Here is a 22,701-nt window from a genome sequence, read left to right on the forward strand (position 1 = left end):
GGCGCCGAACGAACGGCCCTGGGGGCCGAGGGGGCGGACACTTGATTTCGAGGAGTGCCCGCTTCACTTTTAGGAATGGAAAACAAAACGGGCACGTCCGCCCACCCCCACCAACTGCGCTCCTCGTTGTGTCTCGAGCCATTGCCTGGCACCTTTCGTTTATCGGAGCGGGACTTCTATGGATTGCCGGTCCGGCGTGGGGCGCCGCCCGTCCGACCCCCGACGACAGCCTTCGGCTTGGACCGGCGGCGCCCATTGCCGAGGTCCGGGTCGACGCGAACGCGGACGACGTGCCGGACCGGAGGGGAGAGACCGTGACGGTGGCGGGACGGGTCACGGCGGGGCGTGGGCGCCTGGCCGTGTCCCGGCCCCAACTGGTTGCGGTTCAGGACCGTACGGCCGGAATCCACGTGCGTCTGCCCGATGGCCTGGTCGTGGAGCGGGGCGACAGCCTTCGCGTCCGCGGCTCCCTGGAGCACGCTTACGGCCTGACGCGACTGCGGGGCGCCGAGGGGCGGGTCGTGGAGGCCGGGGCCCGCACGCCGGCCCCGCTTCCACTCACCGTGAACACAGCGGCGGGGGAGCAGCACGAGGGCCGGCTCGCCCGCGTGCGAGGGCGCATCGCCGGAAAGGGAACCAACCGGGGGGGCGACTACCTGCGCCTTCAGGCCCAGGGGGCCGCGTCGCCGGCGCAGGTTGAAGTGTTCGTGGCGGAGCGGCACGGAGATCGGTTTGGGCTGGATCGCTTCGCCGAGGGCGACGCGGTCGAGGTGACAGGGGTGGTGGGCCAATACGACCTCGAGGCGCCGTACGACGAATACCACCAAATCGAGCCCCGAGGCCGGGACGACCTTGCCCAGGTCGGATGGCCCTCAACCTATCTCCGAGCGGCACTTCTGATTCTTGCGGGCGGAGGGCTCGTGGGCGGGATTGTCGTGATTGGGCTTCGGGCGGCCGTCCGGCGCCGCACGAAGGAGCTGGAGGAACGCCGGGCCCGCTTTCGTCGGCTGGCGGAGGCCACGCTTGAGGGCATCGCCCTCCACGAGGCCGACGGAACGATCGTCGACGCGAATGCATCCCTGGCCCAGATGATGGAAACGGACCGGGAGGCCCTGATCGGGAAGGACATCACCGCCCTGCTCGCGTCGGCCCCGTCGGTTCATTTGGACCGGGCCGAGGGGAGGACCGACGCCCCGGTCGAGACCGAACTGGTCCATGCGGACGGCACGACGACCCCGGTCGAGGTCGAAACGCGGACCGTCACGACCGGCGACGAGCCTGTTCACGTGTGCGCCGTGCGGGACCTCTCCAAACGGAAGGAGTGGGAGGACGAGATGCTCCGTGCGAAACAGGAGGCCGAGCAGGCGGCTCGGCTCAAGTCAACCCTGATCCACAACATGAGCCACGAACTCCGCACGCCCATTACCACCATCACGGGCTACGCGGAAGTGATCATGGAGGAGGCCGAGGAGCCGCACCGGTCGTTTGCCCTTCAGATTCGGGAGAGCGGACGGCGCCTCTCGGACACGCTCCAGTCGGTGCTGGACATGGCGCAGATTGAGTCCGGCACCCTCGAGGTGACGGTGCAGGAAGTGGCGGTCCCGAGCGTGGTCCGTGACGTCGTCGACCGGCACGCGCAGGCGGTCGAGGAGAAGGCCCTTGCCGTCGATCTTGACGTGCCGGAGGACTGCACCGTGGCGACGGATCGCACGCTCCTCTACCGCATCCTCAACAACCTCGTCCAGAACGCCGTCAAATTTACAGATGACGGGACCGTTCGCATACGAGCCGAACCGGTCGAATTTGGGGTCCGGATCGGTGTGCGGGACACGGGCGTCGGAATTGCCCCTGCGTTTCGGCCGGACCTGTTTGAGCCGTTCAAGCAGGAGTCCGAGGGGGTGGCGCGGGAGTACGACGGGGCGGGATTGGGCCTCGCCCTCACGAAGCGCCTGGTGGACCTGCTCGGGGGCGCCATCGAGGTGGACAGCGCCAAGGGGGAGGGCAGTGCGTTCACGGTCGAACTGCCGTCGTTGACGGAGGCGGAGGCGTCCGCCCCGGCCGTCGCCGAGGGGCCGATGAACTGACTGCGGCGTCGATCCGGCGCGAAAGAGCTAGGGGGCGAGAAACCGCCGCACAGGGTCGACGAGCGCCGGCCCCAACTCCTCCGGCACGTAGTGGCCGATCGAGGGGTAGCGGCGCACGGTGGCCCCCGACACGACGTTCTGCCAGCGCCGCAGGCACGCCTCAGTGCCGAACGCCGGGTCGGCCATGCCCCAGCACAGGAGGGCCGGGCAGTCGCGAAGCCGGTGTCGCCGCGTCCACAGCGCCCGCAGCCAGTCGGCCTCGGCCCGGAGCGCCCGCGCAAACGCCCAGCAGGCGTGCCGGCGCGGCCGGGAGTCCAGGGCGGCGGCGTACGTGGCGATCCAGTCGCTCTGACGGCCGGCGCCGGTGGTCATCGGCATGACGATGCGCGCGAACGCATTGCCGTGCTCGACGGCGAGGCGGCCCGTCGGAGTGGCGAGCAGCCGACTCACGGCCCGAAGCACGGGCCGGTGCGTGAGCGGCCACGCCCAGGTGTTCATCAGCACGAGGCGCCGCACGGTGTCGGGGTGGCGGAGGGCGTAGGCCAGGCCGATCGGCCCGCCCCAGTCGTGCAGCACGAGGGTGAGATTTGAGAGCCCCAGCGAGCGGAGGAGCTGCTCGATCCGTGTTGCGTGCGCCGGAGGACGGTACGAGACGCCTGATGGCGCGGCCGAGCGGCCAAAGCCAAGGTAGTCGGGGGCGATGCACCGGTGATCCCGCGCCAGGTCGCGGAGGAGGTGGCGGTAGAGGCGGGCGCTCGTGGGGTTGCCGTGCAGGAAAACGACGGGCGGTCCACTGCCCACGTCGGTGTACGCGAGCGGGCCGGCCGGGGTGTGAACGGTCCGCGTGGCGTCCGGGGCGGTCGGGGCCGAGGGCATGGGACGAAGGAGATTGGGCCGGCGGCGGGCTTAGTCGAGCAGCGTGGGGGCCGACTCGTACTGGTCGGCCACGGCGCGGGCCTCTGTGGCCATCCGTTCCCGGAGCGCGCGCGGCTCCAGCACCTGGGCGTGGCGCCCCCAGCTTAGGAGCCACGGCATCACCTCGAGCACGTGATCGACGTTTAGGGTCAGCAGCAGCCGGTCGTCGGACAGATGCTCGCGAGACTCTACAGCGATGGACGACGGGACCTGCACGGTCGCAGCCGCCTCGTCGGCGAAGACGACCCGGACGCGCCGTCGGGACGGGGCCGCCGGGCCCTGCGAGCGCGCCCCGTAGCCGGCCGGGCGCTCGAACGTGGCGTCCGTCATGTTGAGGCCGCGGATGCGCTCCAGGCGCAGGTGAACCACATGCTCGCGGTCGTGACCGTACCCCACGAGGTGCCACGCGCTGCCCTGCCGCACCAGGCCGTACGGGTCGATGCGCCGCGTACTGGGGCCATCGTCGGACGCGCCCGCCAGCGTGGCCAGCAGGGTCCGCTCCTCCACGAGGGCGTGGCGCGCCTGTCGCAGCAGGCCGTCCGTGGCCGAGTCGCCAAAGACGTTGGACGGGACCAGGGACACGCTGCCGCGCAGGGAGAGCACACGTTCCCGGTCGTCGGCCGGGAGCACGTCTTCGATCTTGTGGCGGGCCGCCCGGGCCGCGGCCTGGTAGCGCCCGCTGAAGTTGCGGGCGGCGTAGGCACTGCCCAGAACGAGCATGACCGCCTCGTCGCGCGTGAGCCGGATGGGGGCGAGCAGGTAGTCGTCGGGCAGCCGGTAGCCCTTGCCCGGCACCCCCTGCAGCGGCACCCCGGCCTCCGCCATCGCCTGCACGTCGCGGTACACGGTGCGCTCGCTGACGCCGAGGGCGCGGGCCAGGTCGGTCGCGCGCGTCCAGGCGTCGGGCTCCAGCTGCAGCAGAATGGCGGGCCAGCGTTCGGAGGGCGTCATGGGCGAGGGGGCGGCGTCGCAACGGCTATGCGGACCCGCCAAGATAACCAAATTGACGCCGGACTTTCATCCTCCGGCTATCGGCGCTCTTCGGGCAGCCGGACGCCCGCCGCCACGTACGGGCGCGAGAGGTGCGACGGGGAAAAGGCCTTCTCCGCAAGGGCCTCGATCCGGCCTTCGGTCTCTTCGGTAAGCGCGTCCAGCCCCAGCCGCGTCCGGGCCGTGCGAAGGAATTGGGCGCGAGACTCGTGCAGGGCCGATACGCACGCCCCCATCGCCTCCGACGACGCCTCCCCATTGGTCTCTTGGGCCTCCAGCGTCGCCCGGGTGTTCACCAGTGCGTCGACCAGCTCCTCTGCACCACGGATCGTATCCTCCTCTAGCACAGCGGTCGCCCGGGTGAGGGCACTCGTGCATTCTCGGATGTGGTTGTCGGTCGCCTGCTTGATGTCGAGGAGTGTCTTCCCATCGAGCGGTTCGCGCAGCGGCGACCGCCCGAGGCCCATGCCGAGGTCGTCCGTCCCCGAGCCGATCGAGCACGGCTTGGTCGACGCCGAGCCGTTTTCCGAAAGCTGTGCTCCTATCCGAAGGCGCTCTTCGTAGGCGTGGAGAGAGGCCAGGGCCGACGAAATGCGTTGGTCGATCGTACAGACGTGTTCGATTCGTTGCTGAAGGGCCGTCGGGGCGGGCGCGTGATCGGCGTGCCTGTGCAACATCCATCCAATCAGGATCCCCACGAGAGGCCCCGACACTGCCATCAATGCCGTCACGGAGCTGTCGGTGCTATTATGACTGTGACACGAGAAATGTGCTCAAAATGGCCTGCATCCCCAAATTTATGCCGCCAGACTGATCAAACGTACAAAAAGTTTTTCGAAGGGTGTCAAGTGGATGCTGTGAAGGATCTGTGCAGGGAGGCGCTTCGGGTTGACGATGCACGGCCGGGCGTCCACGAGGGCATTGGGGGCCGAACGACGTCGAGCCTGGCGGGCGACCTAAGACGACGGCTCTCCCGCCCAGACAAACTCAAGGAGCGGCCGAACATCCCGGGCCATGCGGGCGACCTCTCCCGCAAAGTCCGGGGACTGAAGGGCGTCGTCCGGGTAGTCCCGCTTGACCACATAGTTTTTCCACTTCAGGTACGGGGCAATCGAGGTGTCCCGGTGGTCGCTAAATTCCTTCGGCATGCCCGTGAGGGTGTCCTCCATGCTGTGGACAGGGAGGCCGCGGGCTTCCATCTCGTCGAGCAGCTCGACGAACCGCTCCGGTTCCGCCGCGATGCGCTCCCGAACGGGGCGGAGGTACGGGACGCTCGGCTGGTAAAAGCCCGCCCCCAGGAAGCAGTCGTCCGGCTCCACGTGCACGTAGACGACGCCACTCTCGTCGCGCTGCCCCGAGCGGTCGAACACGCCGCTGACGTGCGTCTTGTACGGCGTCTTGTCGTCGGTGAAGCGCATGTCCCGGTGGATCCGGAACCGAGACTTCTTGGGATGGGCGGTGAGCGGAAGATCCGTCTCGGCAATGCGCCGCGCGCCGTCGGTCAGCAAAAGCTCCAGCGGGTCCTTCAGCTCCGCCTCGTAGGTGTCCTTGCGCGCCTTGAACCAGTCGCGGTCGTTGTTCTCGGCCAGGGCGCGGAGAAACGCGAATGCCTCAGGGCGGAAGCCCGGGAATGGGGGACGCGATAGGAGCTCAGCCATCGGGGGAGCCGCCGGGAAATGTGGGAACGAAACGGAGAATGGTCCACAAATCACCAACGAGTCGGGCGGGACCGGTCTCCAGTCCCTTCTCCCCGTGGAAGCGAAGGCGTGGGACCTCGCGGCGCGCGCGTCCTTCGAGATCGTCGCTCCCCCCTGAAGGAATTACGTCCCAAGGTCCATCTCCGCCACGATGGACTTCATTCCCGCCTCGAATTTGTTGGCGCCGCCCTGCGAGGGATGGCGCACGTAGGTGGGATCGGCGCCGACCTCGTCGAGGGCCCGTTCGCCCTTGCGCCCAACGCCCACGACGCGCTCGGGGGCGAGCGCATCCAGCACCCCGCGCAGCAGGTCGTGCCAGTCGCGCACCTCCGAGCGGCGGGGCGTGCGGATCGAGAGCAGATCGTCCGGGTCGTGGGGGTGGAGGGGGAGGCTGTTCCAGACGAAGAAGTGGGGGAAGTGCGGCTGCAGGACGCGCCAGAAGATGGACGCGCTATACTCAGTGATCGGCACGTCCTTCTGGCTCGTAGCCGCCCCGTCAATGGGGAAGTCGGGGTCGGTGAGCTGGGCTTCGCTCGTGACGGGCACGCCGGAGAAGCGGCAGCCCCAGGGGCCCGGGGCTTCAAGCAGGAGAAAAAGGGGCGGGGCGGTGTCGAAGCACGACAGGTACGCCCGCAGGTTGTCGCGGCGGTGGGTGGGGGCGTCGGGAACGTCGAGATCGTCCCGGCGGTCGCGGTAGGGATTGAAGCACTCCTCGGTGGAGGGGGCCGGAAAGACGTGTGTCTCGAAGAGGTCCCAGACGGCGGGGAGCATGCGGGGGGCGGGAGGGGAGCAAGAGGGAAGAGGGTCGTGGGGATTTTCCTACAAGAGTCTGCTGGCGATCAGGCAGACGTGGTGGGTTCCGACCCGACGCGGGGGAAGGCAAAGTCGGCGTAGCCCATTTCGGCGGTGCCGAACCACCGGTAGGCCTCCTCGCGGGCGTCCTTGTAGGCCTCGTAGATCTTGCGGTACTGCGGATTGCCGGCGGCGTTGTCCTCCAGAAGTTGGGTTGTTACCTCCTGGGCGCGCTCCATGACGCCATCGGGAAAGCGGCGGAGCGTGGTGCCTTCGTCGAGCAGGCGGTCCAGGGCCGCGGGGTTTCGGTGGTCGTATTCGGCCATCATGCGGACGTTCGCCTCGGCGGCGGCCGTTTTGAGCGCCTCCTGGTACTGCGTTGGAAGGCCGTCGTAGGCGTCCCGGTTCACGTAGAACGTGAGGGCCGGCCCGGGCTCCCACCAGCCGGGGTAGTAGTAGTACTGGGCCACCTCGTGGAAGCCGAGCTTCTCGTCGTCGTAGGGCCCGACCCACTCGGCCGCGTCGATTGCGCCCCGCTCCAGCGACGGATAGATCTCGCCGCTCGGCAGCACCTGCGCGTTGACGCCCATCTCGCTCATCACGCTGCCGCCCATCCCGGGAATGCGCATCTTGAGGCCGTTCATGTCGGCGAGGGCGTTCACCTCCACGTTAAACCAGCCGCCCATCTGCGTGCCGGTGTTGCCGCCGGGCAGGTTCAGGATGTTGAAGTCGGCGAAGAGGTCGCGCAGCAGGTCCATGCCGCCGCCGGAGTAGACCCAGGCGTTGTACTGGCGGGCCGTCAGGCCGAACGGGACGGTGCAGTCGAACGCCAGCGCGGGGTTTTTCCCAATGAAGTAGTAGCTGGCCGAGTGCCCCATCTCCACAGTGCGGTTCTGGACGCTGCCCAGCACCTCGAGCGGCGGCACCAGCTCGCCCCCGGGATAGGGAAGAATCTCGAAGTTCCCGCCGGTGAGCGCCTTCAGGCGCTCGGAGAGCACCTCGGCCGCGCCGTAGATGGTGTCGAGGGAGCGGCTGAAGCTGGAGGCGAGCCGCCACCGGACTTGTTTGTCGGTCTGCACGTTGGGGGCGCCGTCACTCGCCGACGATTCGCCGTCGCCGCAGCCGGTCAGGAGGCCGGCCCCGGCGGCGCCGAGCAGGGCTTTTCGGGTAAAGTCGCGCCGTTCCATGAGGGGGCAGGGTCGATGCGCAGGGCGTGTGAACGGGGCCGTTTAGTATAGGAGCCAATTCACCCCCTCGCAACCGCATGTTTGCGTCAGGCCTCCCAGAGGGGCTGGGGGGAGTGTCGCCCTGTTCAACGACCCCCCTCATCAAGCAGGGGAGAAGGGCCGCCCCGACGGCCCCTATGCCTCCCGCGACACGCCCTCCGCCGAGCCGATGAGTGAGCCGGAGCTCTAGCAGAAAAGCGTGATCTGTGAGGACATGATGCGTAATTCGTGTCCCTCACACTTCACGCCTCACACTTCACGCCTCACGCTTCATGCCTCACATCTCATGCTTCACGGTGCGGGCGGAGCGGGCGCATCACGACCTCCGAGATGAGGTGATTCGCCGGGGCCTCCAGCACGTGCTGGACCGTTGCGGCGACGTCGTCGGGGTCGAGGGGGTTTTCGGTCATGTCGACCCCCGCCACGTCAAAGAAATTGGTTTCGACGGAGCCGGGGTAGAGGCACGTCACGCGGATGCCGTCTTCGCGCACCTCCTTCATGACCGCCTCGCTGAAGCCGCGCACGGCAAACTTGCTGGCGTTGTAGGCGCTGATGTTGGGGTTGCCGAGGAGGCCGGCGATGGAGGCGATGTTGACGATGTGGCCGCCGAAGCCGGTCGCCTCGTTCTGCTCCCGCATGCGGGGGACCGCCTCGCGGGTGCAGAGGTAGACGCCCCGCACGTTGGTGTCCATCTGCACGTCGAAGGCGTCGGTGTCGAGGTCGTCGACCGGGCCAAATTGCCCGAGCCCGGCGTTGTTGACGAGCACGTCCAGCCGCCCGGCCTCGTCGTCGACGGTTTCGAAGGCCGCCTCGATCGCGTCTTCGTTCCGGACGTCGCACGAGACGGGGACGAAGGCGGCCCCAAGGTCATCGTGCAGCGCCTGGAGCGAATCGGTGCTTCGGGCGAGGCCGCAGACGGTGGCGCCCTGGTGTACGAGGGTGCGGGCGATGCGGGCACCGAGGCCCTTGCTGGCGCCGGTAACGACGGCGACGGCGTCGGTCAGATCCATGGGGGACGAAGGATTGGGACACAGTTGACGATACGGTCCCTTTCTATCGGTCGCCTCCGGGCGGGGTTGCCGTTCGGCGAGTGATTACTTCGGGAATGGAGGGGCTGTGTGCCGCGCACCTGTGCCCTGGTTTGCGTCCCCGCGTCGCTAAAACACGCCGTCCGGCAGATCCACGTTCACCTGCACGCTCTGCACCTCGATGGCAATCGGGTTGCCGGACATCATTTGCTTCATCATCTCCATCTGGCCGCCCATCATCTTTTCCATCTGCTTGCGCTGCTGCTCCGGCAGCTGCTTCATCTTCTCCATTGCCTGGCGCATCTGCTGGCGCTGCTCGGCGGAGAGGTTCGCGTCAAGTTGGATCTCCATCCGGTGCGGCAGGGTGAGGCCGTCGGTCGTCTGGTAGTTCTTGAAGCGAATGGCGACGGACGACGGATTGGGGCCCTGCTGCCCGGACGCGGCGGTCTCCATGACCATCCGGGCGGGCACGTGCCGCTCGGCGTCGACGTAGTAGGTCATGCGCGTCGCGTTCCCGCTCATGTCAGGGTCGACCGCCGAGGGGGTGTCCACCCGCAGGACGTGGCAGCGCAGGCCGTCGATCGTTTCGGTGCCCGCGTAGGTCGCGTGCTGCCGGAGTCGGTCGAACTGCATGCCGTAGGCCGCCGACGGCGTGGTGTTGGCGGCGAACGAGGAGGTCCCGCTGCCTTTCATCTGCGTCTGGGTCCGGTAGGTCGGGCGGCCGTCCTGGGGGACCTTCTGGTTGTAGGCGGTGTAGAGGTTGGTCTCCACGATGTACGTGTCGACCGTCTCGAGCTGCCGGTCGTAGGCGGCCTGCATGTCGTCGACGACCGACGTGACGGACTGGGCCGGCGCCGGCCCGGCACCGAGGAGGAGAGAAAAAACGAGCGAAAGGGCGATGGGGAACGAACGGCGGCGCAACATGGCGGCGTGGAAGTGAGTCAGGGGATGTGTGTCGCAGGGTGGCCTGCCCGAAGAACGTTGGCGGGCAGGGTGGAGGGAGAACCCGTCAACACGATCTCAAGTCAACACGATCTCAATACGCCCGGTTGCATTCCAGGATTCATGAGTCACCACGACGTGGACGCGGAGAAAGAGATGAATCGGCTGCTGGCGGCAGGGGGGACGCCGCCGGTCCAGACCGATCCCTTTACGATTGGCGACGTGCGCCTGTCGCCGGAACGCATCGTCGGGCTGCTCCGACCCCACATGCGGGAGCGGCGGCTGGACCGCATCCAGACCGTCGTGGCCAACCGGACGCGCAGCGTGGTGCCGGTGGTGGAGGGCCTCGTGAACACCGGCAATGTGAGTGCCGTCATGCGCTCGGCGGAGGCGCTGGGGCATCAGGACATGCACGTGGTGAGCGGCGAGCACGACCGGTACAAGCACTCCCAACGCACGGCCCAGGGGGCGCAGCACTGGCTCGACGTGTGGCACTGGGACGGGCCGGCCGCCTGCGCGGCGCACCTCCAGGACGCCGGCTACCGCGTCGTGGCCATGCACCTGCACGCGGACACGGTGCCGATTCGGGATCTCGACTTTACGCAGCCCACGGCGCTCGTCTTCGGCAACGAGGATGCGGGGGTGACCGACACGATGCTCGAGGCCTCGGACGCGGCGTGCGAGGTGCCGCTCCCGGGCTTCACCGAGAGTTTCAACGTGTCCGTGGCGGCGGCGGTGGCCCTCTACCACGCCCAGCAGGATCGCCTCGACCGCCAGGGGCACCACGCCGACCTCGGCGACGAGGCGCGGGCCCGCCTCGAGGCCCGCTTCTGCCTCCGCAGCGTCAACAACGCCGAGCAGATCATCGAGCGGAAGCTCGGGGACGAAGGGCGGCCGTAGGCGGTGGGGCCCCGCCCCGGACGGGCAACGCGGCTACCTGGACTGCGCCGTCTCTGCCTCGGCCGAGCCGGTCAGCGACTGGAGCTGGCGCCGGACGGAGGCGTCGGCGCCCTGCCACTGCGAGGCGAGGGCCGACCGGGCTGCCCGAGCCGCCTCCGGCCGATCGGCCTGGGCGGCCGCACGGGCCGTGCCCCAGAGCGAGCGGGCCCGGTCCGGATACCGCTCCAGCGTCGTCTCGAACTGCGCGAGGGCGTCGGCCGGTCGGTCGAGCGCAAGGAGCGCCTCGCCGTACAGCTCGGGGGCGGGCTTCGCAGGAAAGGGCGGCCCGAAGTTCAGCGGCCGGTCCGTTTCGAGGGCCGTGGCCTCCTTGAGGAGCGAGAGGGCCTGTTCGTCGTCGCCGGCCTTCAGCGCGATCAGCCCTTCCAATTCGAGCACCTGAATCCGAAGTGCCTCCGACGGGTCCTCGCCCAGGGCCGCCCGGGCCTTCTCCAACGCCGAGCGGGCGGCCGACAGGGGGCCCTGCTGCGCGGCGGCGAGGCCCCGGCCCGCGTGCACGGTAACGGCGCCCCGCGCGTCGAGGGCAGCGGCGTCCACGGCCATCGCTTCGGCGAGGGCGTCGTACCGGTCCCAGTGCTCCGTCTCCACGACGTAGGCGACCGGCATGTACCAACGCATGTAGTCCGCGTAGCCGGTCTGCACCCGCGAGTCGGTGGCGTGCGTCCGGGTCGTGTCGAGGACGGATCGGGCGTCCGCGTGGCGGCCCTGCTGGAGGCGCGCGTAGTGGAGCCAGTGCAGGGCGTGAAAGCCGCCGCCACTCAGCCCCTCGCCTGCCGCCTCGCTCTTCTGCCGGGCCGCCCGGTACGAGTCGACGTTCGACGCGGCGCCGCGGGCCCACTGCCCGAGGGCGAAGAAGATGTGGGACGGCATGTGCAGGGCGTGGGGGGCCGCCGGGGCGATGTCGGCGTACACGCGAGCAGGGCGCAGGCCGAGCGGGGCGTGCACCGGGTCGTCGTAGGCGTGGATCAGGTAGTGGGCCGCCCCGGGGTGCTGCGGGTTCGCGTCGAACACCTCCTCCACGATCGACGCGGCGCGCATGTACGTAGCAACGTCGCGCCCCTCGTGGGCGGTGCCCAGGATGGACAGGGCGTGGAAGGCCTGCGCGTCGAGGTCGTCGGGGTACCGTGCGGCGAGGTCCGCCATTGCGTCCTCGTAGGCGTCGTCGCGGGCCTCTTTGTCCGCCGGCTCGTCGGCCCCGGCGCCGTAGAGCACTTGCAGCGTGCGGAGGTAGGCCGCCTCGCGGTCGGTGGCGGCCGCGTCCAGTTGCGCGTCGGGCGTGGGGGCCAGGCCGTGGAGGGCCTGGAGCGCCGCCTTGCGGTCCTGCTCCATCCAGATCGGATGGTTGTGCGTCATCGCCTCGCCCCAGTGCGCCATGGCAAAGTCGGGATCGATCGCCTGCGCCTCCTGGAAGGCCGCCCGGGCGTCGTCGTACTCGAAGCTGTGGAGCATCAGGAGGCCGCGCAGGAACGGCTCCTGCGCCGCCTCGGCGCCCGAGTTGGCAAACTCAGTGGTGCCGTACTCGGCCGGCTGCGCAAGGGCCGGGCCGGCGAGGAGGCCGAATGCGAGGAGGAGGGCGGCACGGCGGGCGAGACGGCGCATGACAGGGACGGAGGAGGTGAAAGATGGGAATGTGTAGGTAACCTACATCCGCCCTTCGCAGAGGTTCGAAGGGGAAAGGGAGCCGCCGGGCGATGGGGGCACCCTCTATCCGTCGGCGGGGCCCACCCGGACCCATGTCAGGTCGTCGCGCGAGAGGGCAATCCGGCCCTTTGCGTCTACGAACCGCTCGGCGCCGTCCGGGGGAACCCGGAAGAGGTCGATCGGGGCCGTGCGGTCGGTCGTGCGGACGGCGCGCTCGACAGGGTCCCGCACTGCGTCCAGGGACCGGTTCCACTTGCTGAAGGCGAGGTGCGTGTCGGGATAGGCGGTCACGAGGTGCTCGGTCTTGTCCGGGCCCACGGCCCCGGCCTCACCCCAAAACTGCGGCCGGCCCCGCCGCCGGTCCATCGCCACCACGTCCGGCTTGTACTTGTCGTCGACCGCGACCTCGACGTCCAGGTCCGGATGGTGAGGCAGGTGCAGCGCCCACAGAAACGCCTTCATCCAGACGTGCTCGATGCGTTCCTGCTTGCGCTTCACGAGCACGATCTGCTCGTCGTGGGCGCGCAGCGTCAATTTGCGGCGGAGGTGACGCATCGGCAGAGGCGCAGGAGACAAGGAGCATCGGGCGCCCGCAGGGCCGGCCCCAATCGCCGCTGTGCCGGCCGGTGCCCGGAGGCCGTCGATGGGTGCAAAGTCCGTCCGGAGCGGGGTCCCGAGACGTTTAGCGGTACCGCTGCGATCGGTCGGGGTTCAGCACGCGGGGGGCGTCTCGTTCCGTTTTCCAGGCGTGTGACGTTTGCGCCGGGCCGGACGGCTTGCGGGGATGGACGCCGGCTTTTGCACGCCTCGAGCATTTTGTCGTGGGGCTCCGTCCAGTCGCACATCGGAAAGGAGGGAGGGGGGACGTGCGGCTGTTTCTGATGTTCATGGACCCCGGTGGCACTGCGCGGCAGCAGCGCCATCCACGACGCGTCCCTGGACGCGGGTACGGAGCGTGCCGCGAACCTGCGGGGCGACGGCTGGCGCCCCGGAAAACGGCCGACGAGGTCGTGCGTTAGAGCCCTTCCCTTCTTCACTCGCCTTCAGACCCCCGACTGTCTATGGACGTCACGATCGATACCGTCTCGCCCGCCCGCGTTCACGCCCTCGACCACCTCGAGCGGGTGCGCAAGGACGACGCCTTCGTCGACAAGCTGACGATTGAGGACGCCGACGCCCGCACCCGCCGGCAGGCCCGCGAACTGGTGGCGGGGGTCACGCGGCAGCGCCGGTGGCTCGACTTTGTGCTGGGCGAGGCGTACCACGGGGACTACGACTCGATGGAGCACCGGCTCCAGGAGATCCTGCGGCTCGGCCTCTACGAGCTGCTGTTCCAGTCCACCCCGACCCACGCGGCCGTCGACGAGTACGTGGAGCTCGCCAAGCAGGCGCTCCGGCCCGGCGCGGGCAACCTCGTCAACGGCGTGCTCCGCACCATCGACCGCGACCGCGAGCACATCCCCACGCCCGACACGGGCGACGACGCGAACGACCTCGCCCTTCGCTACTCCCACCCCACCTGGATGGTGCAGCGCTGGCTGGGCCGCTTCGGGCTCGACGAGACGACCGAGCTCCTCCGCGCCAACAACCGGCGGCCCATGTACAGCGTGCGCATCAACCCGCTGCGCACGAGCGAGGCCGACGTGGCGGCGTGGCTCGACGAGCACGACGTGGTACACGTCGACTCGCCGTACCTCGACCGGTACCTGCGCCTGAAGCGCCTTCAGGCCCTCATCGCGGGCGACCTGCTCGACGACGGGCACGTGGCGGTGCAGGACGAGAGCGCCGGCCTCGTGGTGCGGCTGCTCGACCCGCAGCCCGGGGAGACCCTGATCGACGGCTGCGCGGCGCCGGGCGGCAAGGCGATGCACGCGGCGGCCCGCATGGAGGGGACCGGGACGATCTACGCGGTCGACCGCGACGAACAGCGCCTGGAGCGGGTCGCGACGGCGGCGGAGGCACAGGCCGCGTCCGAGATGGTGGAGGTGGAGACGGCCGACCTGCGCGCCTGGGCCGCCGGGCCGAAGCCCCCGCAGGGCGACCGGGTGCTGCTGGACGTGCCGTGCACGGGAATGGGCGTGCTTGCGAAGCGGGCCGGCCTGCGGTGGCGGCGGTCGATGGAGGACCTGGAGGAGATGGCGGAGCTGCAGGACGAGCTCCTCGACGCGGCGGCCCAGCTCGTGCGGCCGGGCGGGCTCCTGGTCTATAGCACCTGCACCACCGAGCCCGAAGAAAACGAGCGGCGCGTCGAGGCCTTCCTGGCCCGCCACGACGGGTTCACGGTCGAGTCCGCCGACGGCCACGTGCCGGACGAGATGGTTTCGGATGCGGGCTTCCTCGCGACCCTTCCGCACCGCCACCGGATGGACGGGGCGTTTGCGGCCCGGCTGCGACGGGACGAGGCCTAGTCGCGGCGTTTCGTCTGCTCTCCCGCACACCCACGCGCTTCGTCATGCCTGTTCGGCGCCTCGGGCGATTGGTGCTGGGCCTGTTGCTGCTCGCGGCCCTCGGGGCGGGGCCCGCCCACGGGCAGCGCCTCGCCAAGTACGGGGCCGAGTTTCTGGCCGGGGGGGTGGACGCGCGGGCCCTTGGGATGGGGGGCGCGTACGTGGGCCTGGCGGACGAGGTGAGCGCGGGCTACTGGAACCCGGCGGGCCTGCACGGCCTGTCCTACCCGGAGATCGGGTACATGCACGTGGAGCGCTTCGCGGGGGCCGTGTCGTTCGACTACGGCGGCGTCGCGATGCCGGTGACGGCGCGCTCCACCGTCGGCGTGTCGGTCTTCCGGAGCGGGGTGAACGACATCGTGAATACGCTCGCGGCCTGGAACCCGGACCGCGGCCAGCCGCTGCCCGACTACGAGAGCCGCATCACGCGCTTCTCCGCGGCCGACTGGGCCCTCTTTGTGAGCTACAGCCGGGCGGTGGGCGAGCGCCTCTCCGTCGGCGTCAACTTCAAGGGCATCCACCGCTCGATCGGCGACTTCGCGAACGCCTGGGGCTACAGCATGGACGTGGCGGCGCGTTACCGGGCGGGGCCGTACCGGCTCGGGGTCGTGGTCCGCGACGTGACGACCATGCTGCAGAGCTGGAGCGTCAACCCCTCGGCTTTCGAGGTCAACTGCATCAACCCGATCGACGAACAGCCCTTCGACGCCTGCCTAAACGAGGACGGCACCCTCATTGAGAACAACGCGGCGCGCTACCAGGCCGTCTTCGACCAGCGCATCCCGCAGGGGGGCACGGCGCTCGTGCTGCCGGTGGCGCGCCTCGGCTCCGGGGCCGTGTGGCCGGTGGGCGACGGGCACACGCTCACCGTGGGGCTCGACGTGGACGTGGCGGTGGACGGGCGGCGGGCCTTCGTGCCCAACGTCGGCGACGTGTCGTTCCGGCCGCGGCTGGGGATGGCCTTCCGCTACGCCGGCGTGGTGGAGCTGCGGGGCGGTGTGCAGCGCCTCCAGGTGGGCACCCCCGTCGGGGTGGACCTCACGCCGTCCGTGGGGGCGGGGCTCGACCTGGAGCAGGTGTCGGTCGACTTCAGCTTTGGCGACTTTGCGGGGCTTGTGGCGGACGACCTGGGCTACTCGTACCGCCTCTCGGCCCAGCTCCGCCTCGAACAGCCCGGCCTGGAGCGACCGGCGGAGTGACGCTGCCCCGATCGCCGCTTTCCGACGGGGAGCCGTCCGGGGACGGAAGCGGTCCTGAGGGACGAAGAAGGGACGTCAGCCCGTCGGCGCCGCATCGATCAAAGGGGGGGCAGGCGCTCGGCCCCCCGAACGTCCTCGAAGGCCCATGCGGACCGGGGGAGGACGGAGACATCGCCCGTTGTCTCGAGCACCACGGCCAGCACCTGTACCGGGTGGGCGATGCCGTGCTGGCGCAGCTTCGACCGGAGCGGCGGCCCGGCGGAGGGGCGAGACGATCCACTGCATGCCGTAGAGCACGGCGAGGCCGGCGGCCCCGACCAACAGCGACGGCCGCTCCGCGAGCAGCGTGGCGGCCACGACGGAGCCGATGGCCACGGTGATCGCGAAGTCGAAGCTCGACATCTTCGAGAAGCTCCGTAGCCCCGTCAGGCGCGTCAGGACGAGCAACGCCGCGTAGATGCCGATCCCTGTGAGCAGGATCATCGGGAGGGAGGAATCACTGCCGGTCATCCACGTCCAGCCAATCATTGTACGGGTGCACTCAAGGAATGGGGAAGGGGCGGAGGGGGGCGGCCGCAGTCCCAACCGCGGCGACGTAGAGCCCCGTCCCGCGCCTGCAGGGACCCGCCGTCGGGGCCGTTCCGGAGCTGCTATTCGTTGGCGGCCGCACCGATCCCGACGATGGAAGGAAAACCACAGCGGGCATGAGGAATCCGAACGCGCATCGCGGGCTTTGAGCCGGTGGGCGTTCGGTCGCTGTAACAACCAACCTCACCTGACCCGGGCACGGGAAAAGGCTTGCCCCAATTTCCAATTTATGCCGGTTGGACCACTTCGTTCGGCAATAATTCCATCCGATTGCGTCGTGACTTCCACTCGGCAAAGGCAAACCCCACTCCCGACAACGCACGGAAACGGCAACAGCCCGGGTGCAGGTGTAGCAACCGGGGTATGAGGCGAAAAGCAGTTGCTGACTACAAAAACTCGACGTGACCTTGCATGTCTGCCGCCTCCATCTCCTCCGCGATTGACGTGAGGCCCCGAATCATTTCTCCGATCGATCGACCTTGCGGTGCAAATTACGTCTTCCCCTGAAGCTTCTCCTCAAGCTTCGACGGTGTCTTGCGCCGCATCTCTTCGACGAAAGCTTTGCCCTCACGAATCGACTGGTCAATCTCTTCGCGGTGGGCGAAGTAGTAGGCAAGGGCCGCGTAGATATCCGCCAGTTCCAGGTCGCACTCGGACGCGATTTCGTCGGCGTCCCAGCCGAGCCGATCGTGCCAAATGGTGATGTTCTGAACCGTAATCCGATGGCCCGCAATCCGCGGCTTCCCGCCACAGATGTCAGGCGTTCGGACGATCCGTTGGTCGAGAGACTTGTCGGCCATGTGAGTGTACTGGTTCTGCTCGGGACGGATGTTATATGAGCTGAGACGAACAAAAACAGTTGCACAACGCCGCATGACGGTAGAATTCAACTGCGACGGGCTGGGTTAACTTACGAATGAAGCGAGAGAGGCACTACAGGTTGCGTTTGGCACTTGCCCGTCGTCAGTTGCAATGACGGGTTATGCGTAGCAGTGGTAAGGAACAGCTAAACCTCATCCTTCCTGAGTTCATCCTTACAGACTTGGACTAAATTTTCGTACCGGTCTTCAAGTTCTTCTACGGATTCCTCCTTTTGCTACACCGATAAATACTCTTTTCCCTCATGAAGTCTAAAGCCCGCTGTATTCCGAAAGTCGCGGATTGCTTGAAGGATTCTAGGATACTTTCTCAAGCGGTATTTCAAGTCACGAATCTCCTCAAGAGCCTCCCAGAGATTTTTAGAGTCAGCGTCGACTGACTGATACCCTGCAAGATATTCCGTCAAATAACCGGCGTTGTACTCCAGATCTCGAATATCTTCTTGCTTCTGTCGCCATAATTGCTGTTTCCTCTCACGCTTGCGAGATAGGCGATTTTCTAGAAGTCGAGATGCCAGATTGAAAAGGCCCGAGACTGCAGCAGCTACTACACTGGATGTAACAACTATGGACCACCAATTCACTGGCTCATGCTAGCTATGCAAATGGACTCCCGCATCGCAAGCTCGGGGACACCAACCGCTTGCCCAAGACGCGCTGTGCATATGCCAACCCGGTGAGGCGCGCGGAATATATCAAACCCTTGATATATTCAATACTGGCGACCTTATTTTCAAGCCACAGGCTCCGCGTCCCCCTCCCTCTTCGTGCCATGCCCGGCTCCAAGGACCAATCCCCCAAGCTCCTCGATCAGGTGCGGCGGGTCTGCCAGCGCCGCCAGTACAGCGACCACACCGAGAAGGTGTACGTGCGGTGGGTGACCCGCTGCGTCCGGGTCCACGACACCACCCACCCCGGCGCCTCGACGAGGACGACATTCGCGCGTTCCTGAACCACCTGGCGTCGGACCGCAACGTGGCCGCGTCTACCCAGAACCAGGCCCTCAACGCCCTGCCCGAACGGACGTGAGGGAGGAAGTGGTTGTAGACCGCGCCCTCGTCTTCCTCTACGAACAGGTGCTGGGCGAGGACCTTGACGACATCGGCCCGCTCGACCGCGCCGACCGCCCCAAACGCCTCCCCACGGTCCTTTCTCGCGGCGAGGTGCAGCGGCTCTTTGCGGCCCTCTCCGCCGGCCCGAATCGCCTGGTTGCCCCTCTGCTGTACGGAAGCGGACTCCGCCTCTCGGAGGCCCTGCGCCTCCGGGTCAAAGAGCTCGACTTCCACCACGGGCGCCCACACGTGCGGGACGGCAAGGGCGGCACGGACCGAACGACCGTGCTCCCCGATCGCCTTCACGATCCCCTCCGGCGCCACCTGAAACCGGTGAAGGCCCAGCACGAGACGGACTGTGCCGACGGGGTGGGCGGCGTCTACCTGCCGGACGCCCTCGCGGAAAAATCCCCGAACGCCGCTACCGAGTGGCGGTGGCAGTACGTGTTTCCCTCTACGACGCTCTCGGAAGACCCACGCAGCGGGGCCGTCCGCCGCCACCACCGTTCGGACTCCGCCGTGCAGCGGGCCGTCAAGAAGGCCGCCGACGCGACCGAGATCGAGACGCGCGCCACCTGTCACACGCTACGCCATTCATTTGCAACCCATTTGTTGCAGGACGGCACCGACGTGCGCACCATTCAGAAGCTGCTGGGCCACGAGCAACTGCGCACCACCATGCAGTACGTCCACGTTCTGGAGCAGAGCGGCGCGGCCGTGACGAGCCCGCTCGACACCCTGCCCGTGGACCCGGGATAGCGCTCTCCCGCCGTCCCGACGCGGGCTCACCCCCCTGCGTCCGGGGCATCTGCACGGACGTCGGCCGGGGACATGCCTTCGATGCGGCGGGGGGCGGCATGCCGGGCCCGGGAGGGGCGGGCCCGAGTCGTTCGGGGCCTCCTCGTGTGCGGGGCCTTCCGACCGATCCCGTAGGGGGGTGCCCGGAGCATTCCCTCCAGTGCGGGGCGGGACCCCCCGGTTTGGGGGACGGCTACGCGTCGAGTCCTCGCTCCCGGAGCAGTTCGTGAAAAGCGTCCTCGTCGAGCACAGGGATGTCCCGTTCTTCCGCCTCGTCCCGCTTGCTGCCCGCCCCCGGCCCGGCCACGACGTAGTCGGTGTTGCCGCTGACGCTGGAGGTGGCGTTCGCGCCGTGCTGCTCCACGAACCGCTGCACCGCGCTGCGCGTCCAGTCGTCGAGGCTGCCGGTAAAGACGAACGTAAGCCCCGCCAGCGGCGCCTCGTCCGCCGCGTACGGATTCGTGAGCGTCAGGCCCGCATCCCGGATGTCGTCGATCACCCGCCGGTTGTCGTCGTCCGCGAAGAAGGTGACGATGCTGTGGGCCACCTCCGGGCCGATGTCGTCAATCGCCGTGAGGGCATCCTCGTCGGCCGCCATGACCTCATCCAGCGACGCGAAGTGCTGCGCGAGGAGGCGGGCCGTGGCCGAGCCGACCAGTGGGATGCCGAGGGCGTACAGGAAGCGGTCGAGGTCCTGCTCCAAGCTCGCCGCAATCTCGTCGAGCAGGTTCTGGGCCGACTTGTCGGCGTACCGCTCCAGCTGCAGGAGGTCGTCCTTCTCCAGCTCGTAGAGGTCCGAGATGTCCTCGATCAGCCCCGCGTCGATGAGCTGCTCGGCGCGCTTGTCGCCCAGGCCTTCGATGTCGGTCGCCGTGCGGGAGGCGTAGTGTTTCAGCCGCTCGCGGAACTGGGCGGGGCACGTCATGCCGCCCGTACAGAAGGCCTGCTTCTTGTCGTCGCTGAGCACCACCTCGGCGCCGCAGACGGGGCACGTGTCGGGAATGTGGTAGGGGGTTTCGGTGCCGTCGCGCTCGTCCTCAATCACTGTCACCACCTGCGGGATCACGTCGCCGGCCCGCTCGATGAGCGCCGTGTCGCCGATGCGGATGTTCTTGCGGTCGATTTCGTTCTGGTTGTGGAGGGAGGCGCGGGTGACCTCCACGCCGCCGACCTCCACGGGCGCCAGCACGGCCACGGGCGTGATGCGGCCCGTGCGGCCCACCTGCACGAAGAGGTCCTCGATCGTGGTGGTGGCGCGGCGCGGCGGAAACTTGTAGGCCGCCGCCCAGCGCGGGTCCCGGTCGCGCACGCCGAGCGTCTCGTGCCCGTCGAAGTCGTTCACCTTGATGACGAGCCCGTCGATCTCGTAGGGCAGGTCGTCGCGCCGGTCCACGAGGGCGGCGTGGTGGTCCAGCGCCGCGTCGATCCCGTCGCAGCGGCGGATGTGGTCCTCGCAGACGCGCAGGCCCCACTCCGGCAGGGCCTCCAGCACCGCGGCGTGCGTCGCAAAGTCGCGCCCGTCGACGGGGGCAATCTCGTAGAAGTAGATGCGGAGGGGGCGCCGTGCGGTGATATTGGAGTCGAGCTGCCGGAGCGAGCCGGCGGCGGCGTTGCGCGGGTTGGCGAACACCTTCTTGCCCGCCTCCTCGCGCCGCCGGTTGAACGCGTTGAACTCGTCCTTGCGCATGTACGCCTCGCCCCGCACCACGAGGCGGTCGGGCACGGGCCGGGCGTCGTCGCGGAGGCGGAGGGGGACGCCCTTGATGGTCTTCACGTTGGCCGTAATCTCCTCGCCCGTCTCGCCGTCCCCGCGGGTGGCGCCCTGCACGAGGCGCCCGTCCTCGTAGATCAGCTCCACGGCCAGCCCGTCAAACTTGGGCTCGGCGGTATACGTGACGGCGTCGCGCCCCAGCTCTTCGCGGCACGTCTCGGCGAAGTTGCGCACCTCGTCTTCCTCGTAGACGGCCTTCAGGCTGAGCATGGGCGCGGGGTGAGTCACCGTGCCCAGCTCGTCGCGCACCGGGCCGCCCACCTGATGGGTGGGGGAGTCGGGCGTTTGCAGCCCGGGGTACTCGGCCTCGAGGGCCTGAAGCTGCCGGAAGAGCCGGTCGTACTCGGCGTCGGAGACGACCGGGGCGTCGAGGACGTAGTAGCGGTAGTTGTGGTGCCGGAGCGCGGCGCGAAGCTGCTCGGCCGCCTCCGCCGCGGCCGGCTCGGCGTCGATGGCCGCCAGGTCGAGGTCGGGCGTCGGGTCTACGTCGGGCATCCTTGGCGTCTCGAGGGTGAGAGAAGAGAGGGGAGAGGATGGGGGAGCATGTGTGTCGGGGCAATCGGCGGCCCGTCTTCCGCCGGCCCCTTCTCAACTTCGATCCGGGGGCGGACGTTCGGGGCGGGCGCCGGAATTACATGTCGTCACGAATTTGTTCGAAGCGGCGTTCGGGGCCGTCGTAGCGCCACGACTGCGGTGCCCGGCGCGGGGGGCGGCGCCTCCGCCCTGGCGCGCACGTCTCTGACCAGGCCCTAAATGTACCCAGGCCGGAGCGGGGCCACGTTGAAAAACGGTCGGATTATCGGAGGGCGGGCCGTCGCGTGTGGGGGACGGAGCGGGACGACAAGAGACCGGCGTGGCGCAGAGGGGCGGGGATCCGTCGGGCGGGCGGCCGGTTTGGAGGGGCGGTTCGCGTTCTTTGGTACGAGTCAGGCCGCTTCGGGCCGATCCTTGCATGCGTTTTGTTGTGTGCGCGTTGGTTCTCATGGGGCTGCTCGGGGGGGCCACTGCGGGTCAGGCCCAGGACACCCGTCAGTACGGGTTCACGATCGGTGTCAACCGTGTGACGCTGCAGTCCCCAGTCTCCGACCTGGGCAGCTACTTCGCCGCGGTCGGCGGGGGCGTGGTGCGCCAGCCCGTGTACGGCCCCGTCTCGGCACAGGCCGAACTTCTGATTAGCCAGAAGGGCACCCGGGTCGATCGTGAGGAGGGCGGGGCCATCGACTACGGCGCCGGGTACCTCAAACTGCCCCTTCTCCTGCACCTGGAGGCGCCGTCCGTCCAGTCGGTCGTGGTGCATGGGGAGGCCGGTGGGTTCGGGGCCGTCAAGCTCTTTGAGCGGCAGACGCCGGGGGGCGACGTGAACCTGCCCTTCGACACGGGCCGGTCGTTCTACCGCCGCCTCGACGCCGGGGCCGTGGCGGGCGTGGGGGCGGCTTTCCCGATTGGGGGGCAGCGGCTCAACCTGACCGTACGCCGGGTGTGGGGGCTGCGGGACGCGGCGCGCGACGTGACGGACCAGCCGTTTCCCGACGCGTCCTTTCCCGCGGAGGGGAAGACGCGGGCGTGGTCGCTGATGCTGCGCCTCGGCCTCTAGTGCAGGTGGGGCCTCGCAGAGACGCGCCGCTGGGGGAGCGCTTCGAGCGGCCTCAATAACAGAAGTGTTGGCCGGTTCGGGCCCCAATCGGGCCTCAACCGC

19 protein-coding genes and 1 pseudogene are annotated in these 22,701 nt (G+C 68.5%); 7 read left to right on the plus strand and 13 right to left on the minus strand.

Annotated features, from left to right (window positions below; genetic code table 11):
* The first annotated feature begins 128 nt into the window (after nt 1-128).
* On the plus strand, nt 129-2,084 hold the full coding sequence (locus OJA40_RS12645) for a sensor histidine kinase (protein WP_263810828.1): 1,956 nt from the start codon (nt 129-131) through the stop codon (nt 2,082-2,084).
* A gap of 27 nt (nt 2,085-2,111) precedes the next feature.
* On the opposite strand, the gene OJA40_RS12650 is transcribed toward OJA40_RS12645, so the two are convergent.
* From OJA40_RS12650 to OJA40_RS12685, 8 genes are all read right to left on the minus strand, one after another.
* On the minus strand, nt 2,112-2,960 hold the full coding sequence (locus tag OJA40_RS12650) for an alpha/beta fold hydrolase (protein ID WP_208427310.1): 849 nt from the start codon (nt 2,958-2,960) through the stop codon (nt 2,112-2,114).
* A 30-nt stretch (nt 2,961-2,990) separates the two neighbouring features.
* Complete coding sequence (locus OJA40_RS12655; protein ID WP_208427309.1) at nt 2,991-3,950, minus strand: helix-turn-helix transcriptional regulator; 960 nt, start codon at nt 3,948-3,950, stop codon at nt 2,991-2,993.
* Nucleotides 3,951-4,027: 77 nt separating this feature from the next.
* The gene (locus OJA40_RS12660) at nt 4,028-4,666 is read right to left on the minus strand and encodes a hypothetical protein (protein WP_208427308.1); all 639 of its coding nucleotides are present in this window, start codon (nt 4,664-4,666) and stop codon (nt 4,028-4,030) included.
* A 279-nt stretch (nt 4,667-4,945) separates the two neighbouring features.
* Nucleotides 4,946-5,647: a DUF2461 domain-containing protein gene (locus OJA40_RS12665; protein WP_208427307.1), complete on the minus strand. Its 702-nt coding sequence runs from the start codon at nt 5,645-5,647 to the stop codon at nt 4,946-4,948.
* A 162-nt stretch (nt 5,648-5,809) separates the two neighbouring features.
* Nucleotides 5,810-6,457 (minus strand): uracil-DNA glycosylase, encoded by a 648-nt coding sequence (locus OJA40_RS12670; RefSeq protein ID WP_263809036.1) that lies wholly within the window; start codon nt 6,455-6,457, stop codon nt 5,810-5,812.
* 68 nt (nt 6,458-6,525) lie between these two features.
* Nucleotides 6,526-7,665, minus strand: a complete 1,140-nt coding sequence (locus OJA40_RS12675; RefSeq protein WP_208427096.1) for a TRAP transporter substrate-binding protein — start codon at nt 7,663-7,665, stop codon at nt 6,526-6,528.
* 323 nt (nt 7,666-7,988) lie between these two features.
* Nucleotides 7,989-8,714, minus strand: a complete 726-nt coding sequence (locus OJA40_RS12680) for an SDR family oxidoreductase (RefSeq protein WP_208427097.1) — start codon at nt 8,712-8,714, stop codon at nt 7,989-7,991.
* 147 nt (nt 8,715-8,861) lie between these two features.
* Complete coding sequence (locus OJA40_RS12685) at nt 8,862-9,656, minus strand: hypothetical protein (protein ID WP_208427098.1); 795 nt, start codon at nt 9,654-9,656, stop codon at nt 8,862-8,864.
* Nucleotides 9,657-9,797: 141 nt separating this feature from the next.
* Here OJA40_RS12685 and OJA40_RS12690 point away from each other — a divergent pair, with 141 nt between their 5' ends.
* On the plus strand, nt 9,798-10,574 hold the full coding sequence (locus OJA40_RS12690) for a TrmH family RNA methyltransferase (RefSeq protein WP_208427099.1): 777 nt from the start codon (nt 9,798-9,800) through the stop codon (nt 10,572-10,574).
* Between the two features lie 33 nt (nt 10,575-10,607).
* Here OJA40_RS12690 and OJA40_RS12695 read toward each other — a convergent pair whose 3' ends face one another.
* Nucleotides 10,608-12,230 (minus strand): tetratricopeptide repeat protein, encoded by a 1,623-nt coding sequence (locus OJA40_RS12695; RefSeq protein ID WP_263810830.1) that lies wholly within the window; start codon nt 12,228-12,230, stop codon nt 10,608-10,610.
* A 105-nt stretch (nt 12,231-12,335) separates the two neighbouring features.
* Nucleotides 12,336-12,827, minus strand: coding sequence for a hypothetical protein (locus tag OJA40_RS12700; RefSeq protein ID WP_263809039.1), 492 nt, complete (start codon nt 12,825-12,827; stop codon nt 12,336-12,338).
* A 506-nt stretch (nt 12,828-13,333) separates the two neighbouring features.
* On the opposite strand from OJA40_RS12700, the gene rsmB reads away from it, so the two are divergent.
* Nucleotides 13,334-14,680 (plus strand): 16S rRNA (cytosine(967)-C(5))-methyltransferase RsmB, encoded by a 1,347-nt coding sequence (gene rsmB, locus OJA40_RS12705; protein ID WP_208427100.1) that lies wholly within the window; start codon nt 13,334-13,336, stop codon nt 14,678-14,680.
* A gap of 44 nt (nt 14,681-14,724) precedes the next feature.
* Nucleotides 14,725-15,918 (plus strand): PorV/PorQ family protein, encoded by a 1,194-nt coding sequence (locus OJA40_RS12710; protein ID WP_208427101.1) that lies wholly within the window; start codon nt 14,725-14,727, stop codon nt 15,916-15,918.
* Nucleotides 15,919-15,993: 75 nt separating this feature from the next.
* On the opposite strand, the gene OJA40_RS12715 is transcribed toward OJA40_RS12710, so the two are convergent.
* Complete coding sequence (locus OJA40_RS12715) at nt 15,994-16,446, minus strand: DUF421 domain-containing protein (protein ID WP_263810831.1); 453 nt, start codon at nt 16,444-16,446, stop codon at nt 15,994-15,996.
* 551 nt (nt 16,447-16,997) lie between these two features.
* Entirely contained in the window at nt 16,998-17,306 is a 309-nt protein-coding gene (locus OJA40_RS12720; protein ID WP_208427102.1) for a DUF433 domain-containing protein, read from the minus strand.
* An 850-nt stretch (nt 17,307-18,156) separates the two neighbouring features.
* On the opposite strand from OJA40_RS12720, the pseudogene OJA40_RS15415 reads away from it, so the two are divergent.
* Nucleotides 18,157-18,413, plus strand: a pseudogene (locus OJA40_RS15415) (site-specific integrase).
* 8 nt (nt 18,414-18,421) lie between these two features.
* A complete protein-coding gene (locus tag OJA40_RS12730; RefSeq protein WP_208427103.1) occupies nt 18,422-19,195 on the plus strand; it encodes an integron integrase in 774 nt (257 codons plus the stop codon).
* Nucleotides 19,196-19,427: 232 nt separating this feature from the next.
* Here the strand turns inward: OJA40_RS12730 and ligA are convergent, their stop codons facing one another.
* Entirely contained in the window at nt 19,428-21,500 is a 2,073-nt protein-coding gene (gene ligA / locus OJA40_RS12735) for an NAD-dependent DNA ligase LigA (protein WP_208427711.1), read from the minus strand.
* A gap of 457 nt (nt 21,501-21,957) precedes the next feature.
* Here ligA and OJA40_RS12740 point away from each other — a divergent pair, with 457 nt between their 5' ends.
* Nucleotides 21,958-22,599, plus strand: coding sequence for a PorT family protein (locus OJA40_RS12740; protein WP_263792526.1), 642 nt, complete (start codon nt 21,958-21,960; stop codon nt 22,597-22,599).
* Nucleotides 22,600-22,701: the final 102 nt, after the last annotated feature.

Origin of the sequence: Salinibacter pepae, from assembly GCF_947077775.1 — a bacterium.
Classification (GTDB): Bacteria; Bacteroidota; Rhodothermia; order Rhodothermales; family Salinibacteraceae; genus Salinibacter; species Salinibacter pepae.